This is a genomic window from Luteibacter sp. CQ10, assembly GCF_040900725.1.
In the GTDB taxonomy this organism is placed as follows: Bacteria; Pseudomonadota; Gammaproteobacteria; order Xanthomonadales; family Rhodanobacteraceae; genus Luteibacter.
This window is the reverse complement of record NZ_JAEUYM010000001.1, coordinates 70,207-83,197: the sequence shown is the minus strand read 5'-3', so window position 1 is coordinate 83,197 and position 12,991 is coordinate 70,207. Positions and strand designations below refer to the sequence as shown.

The 12,991-nt window shown below is 68.1% G+C and carries 14 protein-coding genes; 5 read left to right on the top strand and 9 right to left on the bottom strand.

Annotated elements, in window-relative coordinates; all coding sequences use genetic code 11:
• Positions 1–16: 16 nt before the first annotated feature.
• Both JNG39_RS00395 and JNG39_RS00390 read left to right on the top strand, forming a co-directional pair.
• Positions 17–781, top strand: a complete 765-nt coding sequence (locus tag JNG39_RS00395; RefSeq protein ID WP_368309024.1) for a class I SAM-dependent methyltransferase — start codon at positions 17–19, stop codon at positions 779–781.
• 80 nt (positions 782–861) lie between these two features.
• Positions 862–2,145 (top strand): polyhydroxyalkanoate depolymerase, encoded by a 1,284-nt coding sequence (locus JNG39_RS00390; RefSeq protein WP_368309022.1) that lies wholly within the window; start codon positions 862–864, stop codon positions 2,143–2,145.
• A gap of 304 nt (positions 2,146–2,449) precedes the next feature.
• Here JNG39_RS00390 and JNG39_RS00385 read toward each other — a convergent pair whose 3' ends face one another.
• A complete protein-coding gene (locus JNG39_RS00385) occupies positions 2,450–3,553 on the bottom strand; it encodes an SLC13 family permease (RefSeq protein ID WP_368309021.1) in 1,104 nt (367 codons plus the stop codon).
• Positions 3,554–3,616: 63 nt separating this feature from the next.
• On the bottom strand, positions 3,617–4,387 hold the full coding sequence (locus tag JNG39_RS00380) for a DUF4097 family beta strand repeat-containing protein (protein WP_368309019.1): 771 nt from the start codon (positions 4,385–4,387) through the stop codon (positions 3,617–3,619).
• Positions 4,388–4,557: 170 nt separating this feature from the next.
• Here JNG39_RS00380 and JNG39_RS00375 point away from each other — a divergent pair, with 170 nt between their 5' ends.
• Entirely contained in the window at positions 4,558–5,070 is a 513-nt protein-coding gene (locus JNG39_RS00375) for a hypothetical protein (protein ID WP_368309018.1), read from the top strand.
• A gap of 260 nt (positions 5,071–5,330) precedes the next feature.
• On the opposite strand, the gene mazG is transcribed toward JNG39_RS00375, so the two are convergent.
• From mazG to gspN, 5 genes are read right to left on the bottom strand one after another with little or no spacing between them, the layout of a single operon-like run.
• Positions 5,331–6,122 carry a nucleoside triphosphate pyrophosphohydrolase gene (gene mazG, locus JNG39_RS00370; protein ID WP_368309017.1) on the bottom strand — a complete coding sequence of 264 codons (792 nt, stop codon included), beginning with the start codon at positions 6,120–6,122 and terminating at the stop codon, positions 5,331–5,333.
• The gene (cysQ, locus tag JNG39_RS00365; protein WP_368309016.1) at positions 6,119–6,937 is read right to left on the bottom strand and encodes a 3'(2'),5'-bisphosphate nucleotidase CysQ; all 819 of its coding nucleotides are present in this window, start codon (positions 6,935–6,937) and stop codon (positions 6,119–6,121) included. Before cysQ ends, mazG begins: the two co-directional genes overlap by 4 nt.
• Positions 6,934–7,491: an ADP compounds hydrolase NudE gene (gene nudE, locus JNG39_RS00360; RefSeq protein ID WP_368309015.1), complete on the bottom strand. Its 558-nt coding sequence runs from the start codon at positions 7,489–7,491 to the stop codon at positions 6,934–6,936. Before nudE ends, cysQ begins: the two co-directional genes overlap by 4 nt.
• Positions 7,488–8,276, bottom strand: a complete 789-nt coding sequence (locus JNG39_RS00355) for an inositol monophosphatase (RefSeq protein ID WP_368309014.1) — start codon at positions 8,274–8,276, stop codon at positions 7,488–7,490. Before JNG39_RS00355 ends, nudE begins: the two co-directional genes overlap by 4 nt.
• Positions 8,273–9,046: a type II secretion system protein N gene (gene gspN / locus JNG39_RS00350; RefSeq protein WP_368309012.1), complete on the bottom strand. Its 774-nt coding sequence runs from the start codon at positions 9,044–9,046 to the stop codon at positions 8,273–8,275. Before gspN ends, JNG39_RS00355 begins: the two co-directional genes overlap by 4 nt.
• A 48-nt stretch (positions 9,047–9,094) precedes the next feature.
• Between gspN and JNG39_RS00345 the strand changes: the two genes are divergently transcribed.
• Entirely contained in the window at positions 9,095–10,465 is a 1,371-nt protein-coding gene (locus tag JNG39_RS00345) for an adenosylmethionine--8-amino-7-oxononanoate transaminase (RefSeq protein WP_368309011.1), read from the top strand.
• Here JNG39_RS00345 and JNG39_RS00340 read toward each other — a convergent pair.
• Positions 10,462–11,088, bottom strand: a complete 627-nt coding sequence (locus JNG39_RS00340; RefSeq protein WP_368309010.1) for a 2-hydroxychromene-2-carboxylate isomerase — start codon at positions 11,086–11,088, stop codon at positions 10,462–10,464. The genes JNG39_RS00345 and JNG39_RS00340 overlap by 4 nt on opposite strands.
• Before the next feature lie 62 nt (positions 11,089–11,150).
• Here JNG39_RS00340 and JNG39_RS00335 point away from each other — a divergent pair, with 62 nt between their 5' ends.
• Positions 11,151–11,885: a 16S rRNA (uracil(1498)-N(3))-methyltransferase gene (locus JNG39_RS00335; protein WP_368309009.1), complete on the top strand. Its 735-nt coding sequence runs from the start codon at positions 11,151–11,153 to the stop codon at positions 11,883–11,885.
• 143 nt (positions 11,886–12,028) lie between these two features.
• Here JNG39_RS00335 and JNG39_RS00330 read toward each other — a convergent pair whose 3' ends face one another.
• Positions 12,029–12,991 carry a potassium channel beta subunit family protein gene (locus tag JNG39_RS00330; RefSeq protein WP_368309008.1) on the bottom strand — a complete coding sequence of 321 codons (963 nt, stop codon included), beginning with the start codon at positions 12,989–12,991 and terminating at the stop codon, positions 12,029–12,031.

The window sequence follows — 12,991 nt, the reverse complement described above, 5'->3', positions numbered from 1 at the left end:
ACCCCCGGGGTATCGCATGACGTTCGCATCGTTCACCCCGGGATCGTCTTCGGGTCGCACCGACGCCGATCTGATCGGCAGCAACAAGCGCTTCTACGACGCGCTATGGTCCGAGGCCAGGCTCTTCGCTCCCGAGCGGTTCAACACCTGGCCGCTCGTCTCCGAGATCGTGGCGCGCACCTCGCGGCGCCTGGAAATCGCGCCCGGCCTGCGCCCCCGCCTGCCGCTGGCCGGCACCCAGTTCGCCGACCTCAGCCGCCCCGCCCTCACCGAACTGGCACGGCACGGCGCCCGCGTGGCTAACGCCATGATCGGCGCCTTGCCGTTCCAGGACGCCAGCTTCGACTTCGTCTGCGCCTTCGACATCCTCGAACACGTGGTCGACGACGAAGGCGCCCTGGCCGAACTGGCCCGGGTGGCCGAGCCCGGGGCCAGCCTGCTCCTCTCGATTCCCCTGCACCCCGAGGCATGGACGGCATTCGACGACTTCGTGGGCCACTACCGCCGCTACGAGCCCGAGGCCATCCGCGCCCTGCTGGCTCGCCACGGCTTCACCATCGAGCGCAGCGCCGTTTACGGCATGCAGCCGAAGTCGTCGAAACTGCTCGACCTGGGCCAGTGGTATCTCACCCACCAGCGCGCCCGCGCCATGTGGTGGTACAACCGCGTGTTCATGCCGCTGGGCGTGCGTTTCCAGAAGCCGCTGACCTTCACGCCCGGCTTCGATCCCGCCCCCGGGGTTGACGAGGTCCTGCTGGTATGCCGCAAGGCGTCCATTTAAATCGAGCAAAAACAGCGGCTTTACACATGACGCGGCGCAACTGGTTATGATGCGCCACCTCCCCCGCCCCCGGAACCTGCATGCTCTACCTCATGCACGAATGGCAACGCTCGATGCTCAGCCCGCTCACCTACTGGGCCGAGGCGAGCGCGAAGATGTTCGGCGACGCCGCCAGCCCCTTCGCCCGCATGCCGGGGGCCGACCGCGCCGCGGCCGGTTACGAGCTGATGTACCGGCTGGGCAAGGCTTACGAGAAACCGGAGTTCGGCATCCACAGCGTGCACGCGCATGACCACGACGTGGCCATCGTCGAACAGGTGGCGATGAGCAAGCCGTTCTGCACGCTCAAGCGCTTCAAGCGGTTCTCCGACGACCAGGCCACGGTCGACCGGATGAAACACGACCCGGCCGTGCTCGTGGTGGCGCCGCTGTCCGGTCACCATTCCACGTTGCTGCGCGATACGGTGCGCACCCTGCTGCGCGACCACAAGGTGTACATCACCGACTGGGTCGACGCGCGCATGATCCCGGCGAGCGAAGGCTCCTTCTCGCTGGCCGACTACGTGTCGTACATCGAGGAATTCATCCGCCACGTCGGCGTGCATCGCGCGCACGTGGTGTCGGTATGCCAGCCTACCGTGCCGGTGCTCGCAGCCGTCTCGCTGATGGCGGCGCGTGGGGAGCCCACGCCGGCCACGCTCACCCTCATGGGCGGCCCCATCGACACGCGCAAGAGCCCCACCAGCGTCGACAACCTCGCCACCACGCGGCCGCTGTCGTGGTTCCGCAGCCAGCTCATCCACAAGGTGCCCTACCAGTATCCGGGCGCCGGCCGTGACGTGTATCCGGGCTTCCTGCAGCATGCCGGTTTCATGGCGATGAATCCCAGCCGCCATGTGATGTCGCATTGGGACTTCTACGAAAACCTGCGCAAGGGCGATCTCGACGACGCCGAGGCGCACCGCAAGTTCTACGACGAGTACAACGCCGTGCTCGACATGCCGGCCGAGTACTACCTCGATACCATCGAGACGGTGTTCCAGGAACACCGCCTGCCGAAGGGCACGTGGGACGTCAACGGCGAACGGGTGAAGCCCGCCGCCATCAAGGACACCGCGCTGCTCACCATCGAAGGCGAGCTCGACGACATTTCCGGGCCCGGGCAAACCGAAGCGGCGCACGGCCTGTGCAAGGGCATCGCGAAGAAGCGCAAGCAGCACATCACCGTGGCCGGGGCCGGTCATTACGGCATCTTCAGCGGCCGCCGCTGGCGCGAGGTGGTGTATCCCGACGTGCGCGACTTCATCAAGAAGCACGACAAGGGCAACAGCAACACCGGCGCCGCAGGCACGCGCAAGGCCTGAACACTCACATTGCCTCTCCGCGCTTGGTAGGAGCCGCTTCAGCGGCGATGCCAGTTGGCGACACCGTTAGGGATCGCCGATGAATCGGCTCCTACCGAGCGATAGCCTGCATCAGTGGTGTATCCCCACGTGCGCGGCTTCATCAAGAAGCACGACAAGGGCAACAGCAATACCGGCGTCGCGGGCACGCGCAAGGCCTGAGGCCATTCGCCGATACGATCGGCTCCCACCCCTTCGGTAGCAAGCGTGGCAAAACCTCGCTACCGAAGGGGTGGGAGCCGATCGTATCGGCGAACAGCGTCGCCTAGAGCAACGCCCACCCCAGCAGCCCGATCGCCACGAAGAACGGCACCGACCACGCATGGAAGCTGGCCCAGGCCTTCTTCTCGCCGAGCAGCCGCAACGCGATCAGGTTGGCCAGCGAGCCCAGCACGAAACCGAACCCGCCCACGTTCACCGCCCACGCCAGCGTGCGCCAATCGTGCGAATACTCCGCCAGCAGGATCGCCGCCGGCACGTTGCTCACCACCTGCGAGGCCAACGCACCCGTCGCGTAGAGGTGCGGCGCCTGCGCCAGCCCGAGCGACCCCAGGAACGAACGCACGACGTCGAGCGCGGCCAGCGAGCGCAGGTCGATGAACATCAGCACGAAGGTGAGCAGCAACCCCCAGTCGATCGCCCCCACGATGCGTCGGCGAAACACGACGAACGTGGCGAGCACGCCCGCGAGGGCCCAGGCGGCGTGTCCCAGGTCCGCCAGCACGAGGAAAGGCACGTAGAGCACCGCCGCCACGACGAGCAGCGCGCGATCCACCTGATGCGATGCCCGTTCGTGCACTTCGAGCGCCTGCCCGGGAAACGCGAACGCGGTGACCACGAGCAGTGCCGTCAGCGCCAGTCCGGCCAGCGGCAGCATCGCCCACACGAAACCGCCGAAACCCACGCCCCACTGCTGCCAGAGGAACAGGTTCTGCGGGTTGCCGATCGGCGTGAGCATCGATCCGGCATTAACCGCGAGGGCTTCGAACACGACCAGCCGCGTCGCGGGCATGCGGGCGATGCGGCACATGCTCAAGGTGAGCGGCACCATCACGAACAGCGAGACGTCGTTGGTGAGCAGCATCGACGACAGCGCCGTGGCGGCCACCAAGCCGAGCGCGGCCACGCGGCGCGTCGAGGTCCGGTCGATGAGCCAGTGGCCGGCCACGTCGAGCGCGCCGCTCGTCTCCACCGCCTTGGTAAGCAACAGCAATCCGCATAGGGCGGCGATGGTCGGCCAATCCACCAGCGACGGCCACGAGGGGACGCGCGACGGCGTGGCGATCGCAAAGGCGACCGCCACGCCGAGCAACACGAGGAAAAACACGTCGCGGCGCAGGGCGCGCAGCGATTCGGGCAACCAGGTCATTCGAGTCGTTCCGTCCGGGACGGACGGATCATATCGGTTGACGAGGTGGTCGAACCGTCATGATCAATCGTCGTCGCGTGGCACGTCGACCTTGCCGCTCACGTCGTGGTGCTCGATGTCGCCGCTGCCATGGGAACGCACGGTGAGGTTGCCCTTGACGCCGTCCACGACGAGATCGCCCGAGCCCACGGTTCCCACGCTCACGTCGCCCTGGATGTCGGTCAGCTTGGCGTCACCCGAACCGACCGTGCCAATCCGCACGCCGCGCGCATCGCGCACGGTCAGGTCGCCCGAGCCGACGGAACTCACGTCCACCGGCCCCGTATGGCTGAGCTTGAGGTCGCCCGAGCCCACGTTGGCCTGCACCTCGCCACGCACGTCGTTCGCTTCGACGTCGCCCGAGCCCGCCGACGCCTGCAGGGAGGCCACGTGGCGTACTTCGACGTCACCCGAACCACCCTCCACGACCACGGGCAGGTTGCCCGGGATGCTCGCCTTGACCTTGAGGTAGGCGTAGCTGTTGCCGAAACCCGACCAGCCATGGCGTTTGTCCTTCAGTTCCACCACGAGCGTGTCGCCTTCCCTGGTCTGTTCGACCACCAGGCTGTCGACGATGTCCTGGCTGGAGGCGCACGCGCGGCCGTCGACGGTGGGCTTGCCGCTTCCGCTGCCGTCGACCTGGAGGTCATGGGAGTTCACCACGAAGCGCACGCGGTGCACGCCGCCCATGTCGAGATCGAGATGGCGGTCTGCGCCGAATCGGCACTGCGGTTCGTCGTAGGCCAGGGCCACGGCAGGCATCAGCAGCACGGCGGCAAGGATGAGGTGGCGCATGGGTACTTCCTCCGGTGAATGGGTGTTCCGGTGATGGATGCCGCCGCACCGCAAAAGGTTGCAAACGGCGATTTCACACGAAACTGAGCGTACGGCAACGCAGCGGTCAACCGGCGCCCGCACGGCACGTTTTTCCCCGTGCAAGTCCTTTCCTCCCTCGGAGACCATCCATGCAGCGCAAGACCCTCATCGCCACCGTCGCTTCCCTCCTCCTCGCCGGTTCGGCCGCCTTCGCGTACGCGCAGGATGCCGCTCCGCCGGCGCCCGCCGCCAAGGTCGCTCCCCACGCCCAGCCCGGCCAGGACCACGCATGGGGCCAGGGCGGCGAACGCGGCCATCATGGCTGGGGCCGCCACGATCGCGGCGGCATGGCCCGTTCGGGCGTGATCGGCGACCTCCGTGGCCTGGAGCGCCTCTACGTCATGTCCGGCCGCCAGAAGGAGCTGCCGGCGCTTTACAACGAGGTGCTCGCCAAGTCGCAGAACCCGATGGTGCGCGAATACGCCTACCGTCACCTCGCCCGCGCGCAGTTGCAGCCGAAGGATACCGACGCCGCGATCGCGACGATGCGCAAGAGCCTCGACGAGAGCCTCGCGCAGGACCAGAAGCGCCACGAGGCGATGGAAGCGTTCAAGTCGCGCATGCAGCAGCGTGCGGCGGCCAAGTCGGCGGATTCGAAGTAATCGGCTAGCCCCGTTCGCGGATACGATCCGCTCCCACCCCTTCGGTAGCACCCATTCAACATATCCCTCCTGCCGAAGGGGTGGGCCATCGACACCACCTTTTCGAGAGCCGTCCTACCGATGGGGTGGGAGCCGATCGCATCGGCGAATCACGTACGCCCTCAGCGGTCCCCCATTCCTCCGGCCGACGGGGTGGCCCATCGACACCACCTTTTCGAGAGCCGTCCTACCGAAGGGTGGGAGCCGATCGTATCGGCGAATCACGATGCCTCGCGCTTCACGCGAGCCCATAGCCCTTCCTGCTCTTCCAGCGAATACGACGACAGCGTACGCCCCTGGGCGGCCGCCAGCGCCTCCATCGCCCGGAAACGCCGCTCGAACTTCGCGTTCGCCCCGCGCAACGCACGCGACACGTCCACCTTCGCGTGCCGCGCGAGATTCGCCGCCACGAACAGCACGTCGCCGATCTCGTCCGCGAGACGCTCTTCGTCGGCACCGTTATCGAACTCGTGGCGAACTTCTTCCAGCTCCTCGGCGAGCTTGTCGAGCACCGGACGATGATCGGGCCAATCGAAACCCGTATTCGCCGCGCGCTTCTGTAATTTCACCGCGCGCTGCCATTCGGGCAGTCCGCGCGAGATGCCGGCCAAAGCGCTCGTGTCGTCGCCGCCCTTCGCCGCACGCTCCTCCGCCTTCAGGCGATCCCAGTCGCGCGAACGCGCCGCGTCGCTCTCGTGCGTGACGTCGCCGAACACGTGCGGATGACGGCGCAGCATCTTCTCGCAAATGGCGTCCACCACGTCGCCGAACGCGAAGTGCCCGGCTTCTTCCGCCATGCGCGCATGGAACACCACCTGCAGCAGCAAGTCGCCCAGCTCGTCGCGCAGGTCGTGCATGTCGCCGCGGTCGATCGCGTCGGCCACCTCGTAGGCTTCCTCGATGGTGTACGGCGCGATGGTGGAAAAATTCTGTTTCACGTCCCACGGACAGCCGCTTTCCGGATCGCGCAGGCGGGCCATGATCGCGAGCAGGTCGTCGACGAGGCGTGTCATGCGTTGTCGTCCGGATCGACGAGACGTGCCGCCCAGTCGACCTCGGTGTCGCCGCAGGCGATGAACTCGGGATTGATGAGCGAATCGCGGGTGTTGTAACGGAAGGGCCGCCCGGCCAGGTCGAGCACCGCGCCGCCGGCTTCTTCCAGCACGCATTGCGCCGCCGCCGTGTCCCATTCCGAGGTGGCGCCCAGACGCAGGTAGAGGTCGGCGTCGCCGCGCGCGATCACGCAGAACTTGAGCGACGATCCCAGCGGCAGGCGATCGTGCGGACCGAGGCGGTCGAGCAGCGTGGCCGCCATGCCGCCGCTCCAGTGGCTGCCGGTGACGCGCAACGTCTCGCCCGCGACGCGCGAACGGATGCGCACCGGTTCGGCGTCCGGCGTGGCCTGCCGCCACGCGCCGAGGCCGCTCGCGGCGTAGTACGCGTCGCCGCCCACCGGCGCGAGCACCACGCCGAGCACGGGACGGTGGTTCTCGATGAGGGCGATGTTCACGGTGAACTCGCCATTGCGCTTGATGAACTCGCGCGTGCCGTCGAGCGGATCGACCAGCCAGTGGCGACGCCACGTGCGTCGCTCCGCCCACGACGCCGCCGTGGCCTCCTCGGAAATCACCGGCACGTTGGGCGCGATGGCGGCCAGCCCTTCGGTGATGACGCGCTGCGCGGCGAGGTCGGCGGCGGTGACGGGGGAATCGTCGGCCTTGCAGACCACCTCGAAATCCTGCGCGTAGACGTCGAGGATGGCATCGGCCGCGCGGCGCGCGATGGCACGTAGGTCGTCGAGGTAGTGGGCGGGATCGACGGCGCTCATGCCGGACGGTACCGCCCGGCGAGGTATTCGCGGGCCATGAACAACGCGGCGATGGAACGGCCCTCGGTCACGTCGTCGCGAGCGATCAGCGTGTGCAGGTCGTTCATGCGCCAGGGCACCACCTCGAGTTCTTCGGGTTCGTCACCCTGCAGGCGCTCGGGGTAGAGGTCTTCGGCGAGCACCACGTGGGCCATGTGGGTCATGTACGACGGCGACAGCGACAAGGTACCGAGGATGGTGAGCTTGCGCGCGCCGAAACCGACCTCTTCCTTCAGTTCGCGATCGGCGCCCTGCTCCACCGTCTCGTCGCGATCCAGCCGCCCCTTGGGCACGCCCAGTTCGTAACGGTCGACGCCGACACCGTATTCGCGCACCAGCAGTACCGTGTCGGCGTCGTGCATGGCGACGATGAGCACCGCGCCATGACCGCCCCCCTTCAGCCGCTGGTAGGTGCGGCGCTCGCCGTTGGAGAATTCGAGGTCGACCTCCTCCGCGCGGCGGAGGTAGCTGTCGGGCGCATCGCGCGTGGCGAGGATCGTGGGGCGCTTGTTCATCGGTCGATTGTAGCGTCCCGCAGGCGTGCGAGCGCCGCGGCATGGACGGCCGGCGTGCCTGCCAGCACGCTTTTCGTCTCCAGCGTGGGGCCGGCGCCGTCGAGGTCGGTGAAGACGCCGCCGGCTTCGCGCACGATCACGGCCAGCGCGGCCACGTCGAGGATGTTCACGTCCGACTCGATCACCAGGTCGAGGCCGCCGCGCGCGAGGAGGTGGTAGTGGCAGAAATCGCCATAACCCCGGATCCGGTTGCTGTCGCGGATCATCGCGCCGAGCGCATCCCAGCGCGCGTCGCCGGTGAGCGTCTTCACGTTGCCGGTGGAGATCGAGGCCTCGGCCATCCGCTGCGTGGCGGCCACGCGCACCGGCTCGCCGTCGAGAAAGGCGCCGCGCCCGCGCACGGCCCACATGCGCTCGCCGTAGACGGGTGCCGAGGACACCCCCAGCACCAGCTCGCCGCGGTGCATGAGCGCGATCTGCGTGGAGAAGAACGGCGTGCGGCGCACGAAGCTCTTGGTGCCGTCGAGCGGATCGACCAGCCAGAGCCATTCGCGCGAGGTGTCGTCGGCGCCGTATTCCTCGCCGTAGATGCCCGCTTCGGGCAGCGCCGCGGCGAGGATGCCGCGGATGGCCATCTCCGCTTCGCGATCGGCGGCCGTCACGGGCGTGTCGTCGCCCTTGAGGTCCACCCCGACGCCTGTGCGCCAATAGTGGAGGATGATCTCGGCCGCCGCTCCGGCGGCGTCACGGGCGGCCGCGAGGGCCTTGTCGAGGATGTCGGTCATGGCGTGGTCGCGGGCGCGAGGCCGGCCTTGCGGTCGAGGATGACGGTACCGTCGCGGCCCACGGGGCCGAAGCGGGCGATGAGATGGGTCAATGCGGTGTCCTGGATGCGTGGCGCGAGCTTGCCCGCGAGGCGCCAGCCCAGCGGCGAACCGGCCAGGGTGGCATCGACGCCGAGCGACCCTTCGCCGTCGTCGGCCACGCGTGCCCGGAGCACGCCCGCGCGGCTCTCGGCCTTCAACGCGATGCCACCGAGGGCGACGTAGCCCTCCGGCGTCCTGACCGCCGCCTGCAGCCAGCGCACCTCGGCATCGAGTTCCATGGGCCAGTTACCCTGCAACACGGCGCGCGGCACGCGGCCTTCCACCGTGCCCCGGGGCACCAGTTCGCGCGGCAGGGCCGGGCCGGCCAGGGCGGCGGCGTCGAGGCGGAAATCGATGCCGCTCAGGAGGGTGCGATCCGGTTCCGTGCGGTCGATATGGGCGTCCACTCGTCCTGACGCCCCCTCCAGGTGGAGGCCCAGGTGGATGCGACCGAGGATGGCGTCGCGACCCAGGGTCCAGTCGAGCGCCCCCAGGTCGTGGCCGCCGGCCGAGAGCACGCGCGCCGCGTGGCCGTCCCACGCGGTGCCCGAGACGCCGTCCAGCGTGAGCCCGCGCGCGCGCTGCTCGATGAACGATGCGGCCAGCCGCGCGGGCAGGAACCAGTAGAACACGCCGGCGCACAGCGCCAGCAGCACGATCGCGATGGCGATCCGTCGGAACCACTTCAACAGGCACCTCACTTGAGAGCAGGCCATGCAAGGCGGATCATGGGGCGGATGAACGACACCCTTTTCGCCGCCCCGCGGCCCGACGCGCTGGCAGCGCGCGATCTTTCCGTGCTCTGGCACCCTTGCACCCAGATGCACGACCACGAAACCCTACCGATGGTACCCGTCCTGCGGGGCGAAGGGGCGTGGCTGGTCGGCACCGACGGCAAACGCTACCTCGACGCCGTGAGTTCCTGGTGGACCAACCTCTTCGGCCACGCCGAACCGCGCATCGGCGCCGCGCTGAAAGACCAGCTCGACCGCCTGGAACACGTGATCTTCGCGGGATTCACCCACGAGCCGGCGGTGGAGCTGGCCGAGGAACTGGTACGGATCACGCCGGCGGGCCTGGATCGCGTGTTCCTCGCCGACAACGGTTCGGCCGCCGTCGAGGTGGCGCTGAAGATGAGCTTCCATTACTGGCTCAATCGCGGCCACGGCGAGAAAACGCGCTTCATCGCGCTGACCGGCAGCTATCACGGCGAAACGCTGGGCGCGCTCTCGGTGAGCGACGTGGCGCTCTACCGCACCACGTACGCGCCGCTACTGCTCACGCCGGAACTCGCGCCCTCGCCCGATACCTTCGAGGGCGAGCCGGGCGAAACGCCGCGGGAGATCGCCACGCGCCGCCTGGGCGAGATGCGTACGTTGCTGGAGCGCCACGCGCACGAAACCTGCGCCGTCATCGTCGAACCGCTGGTGCAATGCGCGGGCGGCATGCGCATGTACGACGCCTCGTACCTCACCGGTTTGCGCGCGCTGTGCGACGAGTTCCACGTGCACCTGATCGCCGACGAGATCGCCGTGGGGTTCGGCCGCACCGGCACCCTGTTCGCCTGCGAGCAGGCCGGCATCTCGCCCGACTTCATGTGCCTGTCGAAAGGCCTTACCGGTGGCTTCCTGCCGTTGTCCGCGGTGGTCACCACGCACGACGTCTACCAGGCCTTCTACGCGGAATACGCGGCCGGCAAGGCCTTCCTGCATTCGCACAGCTATACCGGCAACCCGCTCGCCTGCCGCGCCGCCACCGCCACGCTGAAGTTCTTCCGCGACGATCCGGTGCTGGAACGCAACCGCGACCTGGCGGCCCACCTTGCGCGCCGCATCGCTCCCCTGGCCGACCACCCGCACGTGGGTCACGTGCGCCAGACCGGGATGATCGCCGCCGTCGAACTGGTGGCCGACAAGGGCTCGCGCGCGCCCTTCCCGTCCGGCGACCGGCGCGGGCTTCGCGTCTACCGGCATGGCCTGGAACACGGCGCGCTGTTGCGGCCGCTGGGTAACGTCGTCTACTTCATGCCGCCTTACGTGATCACGCCCGACGAGATCGATTTCATGGTCGACACGGCTATCGCGGGCATCGAAAAGGCGGTGGCCTAGACGCGCGACAGGCCGACGGGGAGTTCGCCGAGGCGAGCCATCTCGCCGTCGGCGAACAGTCCCGGGTCGCGCAGGTAATCCATCGCGAAATCGTGCGCATCGTCGCCCCAAAACAGCTCGCCGCCGATGGCCAGCGTGGGCACGCCGTACACCCCGTGGCGCATGGCCTCCTCGAAGTTGGCCTGGAGCGTCGCCTTCACCTCCGGCGACGACAGCGCGGCCTGCATGTCGTCGATGCCCAACGAGGTGGCCAGCGGCGCCAGCGCCTCGAGGCTGTCGCCCGCGCGGCCATGAACCCATAGCCACTCGAATAGGCTTCCCACCGTTTCCACGCTCGTACCCGCCGCCACGCACAGACGCAGCGCGGGCAGGGGATTGAACGGGTGGGAGGGCGGAAACTTCAACGGCATGCCCCTCCGCCGCGCCCGCCATAGCGCATGGCGATAGGTGAATTCGCGTTTGCGCGGGATCTCGGCGGGTCCGCGCTGATCCATCTGCTTGAGCAGCGCCCCGAACAGCATGGGCCGCAGCGTTACCTCGCGCTCCTGCGCCAGGCGGCGGATGGCCGGCCATTGCAGCCAGCAGAACGGCGAGACGAAATCGAAGTACCAGACGATCGGCATATCGGGCTCCTTCGTGAACCCGGCGACGATAGCCCGGCGCGCGGCTGGCTACAATGCGCGCCATGCGAACCATCCGAATCCACGCCGACATGCCGCTGGCGAGCGGCACCGACATCACCCTTCCCGCCCAGGCCGGCGAACACGTGGCGCGCGTCTTGCGCCTGGACGTGGGGGCGCCCGTGGTGCTGTTCGCCGGCGACGACGGCATGGAATACGACGCGGTGCTGAGCGCCGTCGGCAAGCGCGAAGTGCGCGCGACGATCGGCGACGGCCGCGTCCTCGACAACGAATCGCCGCTGTCGCTCACGCTGGCCCAGGGCGTGGCACGCGGCGAGAAGATGGACCTGATCGTGCAGAAGGCCACCGAGCTGGGCATCGCGCGCATCGTGCCGCTGGTGACCGAGCGTTCGGAAGTGAAACTGGATGCGGCGCGTGCCGAAAAACGCCTGGCGCACTGGCGGGCGGTGGCGTCGAGCGCGTGCGAGCAGTCGGGGCGGGCGCGGGTGCCGGTTATCGAGCCCGCGGTGCCCTTGGCGGCATGGCTATCGTCGCTCGGGGAAGGCGGACCGATGCGGCTGGCGTTGTTGCCCGAAGGGACGAAGCGGCCGGGGGAACTGGGGCTGCGCGATGCCGCGATTCTGGCGATCGGGCCCGAGGGCGGCTTCGGGGAGCGCGACCGGGCGGCGTTGACGGGAGCCGGGTTTATCGGGCTGCGGCTGGGGCCGCGCATCTTGCGCACCGAAACGGCGGGATTGGCGGCGATCGCCGCGTTGCAGGCGTTGTACGGCGACGTTTGATGCTTCGCTTCGCTCGGGTTCGCCGATGCGATCGGCTCCCACCCCTTCGGTAGCCGGGTCATCGAAGACTGGCAGCCGAACAGGTCAGGTCTACCGAGATCCTGCTACCGAAGGGGTGGGAGCCGATCGCACCGGCGAACCGGTCAGAGCGCGGCTTCGATGCGTGCCATGACGGCATCGTCGAGCAAGGGCACGGCGTCCAGCGCCGACAGGTTCTCTTCCAATTGATGCCTCTTGCTCGCCCCGAGAATCACCGTGGAAACATTCGGATTCTTCAGACACCAGGCGAGCGCCATTCGAGCCATGGGAATACCCAGGTCGTCGGCGACCGCCGCCAGCGCGCGGATTTTCTTCGACGCCGCTTCGTCGCCGAGCAACTGGTCGCGCAACCACGCGTAATCCGGATGCCCCAGGCGCGAATCCGCCGGCACGCCATCGTTGTATTTGCCGGTCAATCGCCCGGACGCCAGCGGCGACCAAATCGTGGTGCCCATACCGTGGTCGGCGTACAGCGGCGCATATTCACGCTCCACGCGATCGCGGTGCAGCAGGTTGTACTGCGGCTGTTCCATCGAGGGGGGCACGAGCCCATGCTCACGCGCCACGCGATGCGCCTCGTCGATGAGCGTCGCCGGCCATTCGCTGGTACCCCAGTAGAGCACCTTGCCCTGGCGCACGAGCGTATCCATCGCCCACACCGTCTCGAGCACCGGCGCATCCGGATCGGGACGGTGGCAGAAGTAGAGGTCCAGGTAATCCACCCGCAAACGCTGCAAGGCCTGGTGGCAGGCATCGAACACGTGCTTGCGCGACAGGCCTTTCTGGGTGGGCCTGGGATGGGCGGTCGCACCGAAATACACCTTGCTCGACACGCAATACGCATCGCGCGGCAGGCGCAGGTCGGCGATCACGTCGCCCATCAGCCGCTCGGCGTCGCCGGCGTTATACGTTTCGGCGTTATCGAAGAAATTCACGCCATGGTCGTAGGCCAGCGCGATCAGCTCGCGCGCATCCGAACGCCCCACCTGCCGGCCGAAGGTGACCCAGGCGCCGTACGACAGCGCGGACAGTGGCAGGCCGGTCGAGCCCAGGCGACGGTATTCCAT

What these genes read in the sequence shown, in the direction of transcription:
- JNG39_RS00390 (WP_368309022.1), top strand. Translation starts at nt 862, where the DNA reads ATGCTCTACCTCATGCACGAATGGCAACGCTCGATGCTCAGCCCGCTC.
- JNG39_RS00335 (WP_368309009.1), top strand. Translation starts at nt 11,151, where the DNA reads ATGCGAACCATCCGAATCCACGCCGACATGCCGCTGGCGAGCGGCACC.
- JNG39_RS00385 (WP_368309021.1), bottom strand. Translation starts at nt 3,553, where the DNA reads ATGACCTGGTTGCCCGAATCGCTGCGCGCCCTGCGCCGCGACGTGTTT.
- mazG (WP_368309017.1), bottom strand. Translation starts at nt 6,122, where the DNA reads ATGACACGCCTCGTCGACGACCTGCTCGCGATCATGGCCCGCCTGCGC.
- JNG39_RS00340 (WP_368309010.1), bottom strand. Translation starts at nt 11,088, where the DNA reads ATGCCGATCGTCTGGTACTTCGATTTCGTCTCGCCGTTCTGCTGGCTG.
- cysQ (WP_368309016.1), bottom strand. Translation starts at nt 6,937, where the DNA reads ATGAGCGCCGTCGATCCCGCCCACTACCTCGACGACCTACGTGCCATC.
- JNG39_RS00345 (WP_368309011.1), top strand. Translation starts at nt 9,095, where the DNA reads ATGAACGACACCCTTTTCGCCGCCCCGCGGCCCGACGCGCTGGCAGCG.
- JNG39_RS00395 (WP_368309024.1), top strand. Translation starts at nt 17, where the DNA reads ATGACGTTCGCATCGTTCACCCCGGGATCGTCTTCGGGTCGCACCGAC.
- nudE (WP_368309015.1), bottom strand. Translation starts at nt 7,491, where the DNA reads ATGAACAAGCGCCCCACGATCCTCGCCACGCGCGATGCGCCCGACAGC.
- JNG39_RS00375 (WP_368309018.1), top strand. Translation starts at nt 4,558, where the DNA reads ATGCAGCGCAAGACCCTCATCGCCACCGTCGCTTCCCTCCTCCTCGCC.
- JNG39_RS00380 (WP_368309019.1), bottom strand. Translation starts at nt 4,387, where the DNA reads ATGCGCCACCTCATCCTTGCCGCCGTGCTGCTGATGCCTGCCGTGGCC.
- JNG39_RS00330 (WP_368309008.1), bottom strand. Translation starts at nt 12,991, where the DNA reads ATGGAATACCGTCGCCTGGGCTCGACCGGCCTGCCACTGTCCGCGCTG.
- JNG39_RS00355 (WP_368309014.1), bottom strand. Translation starts at nt 8,276, where the DNA reads ATGACCGACATCCTCGACAAGGCCCTCGCGGCCGCCCGTGACGCCGCC.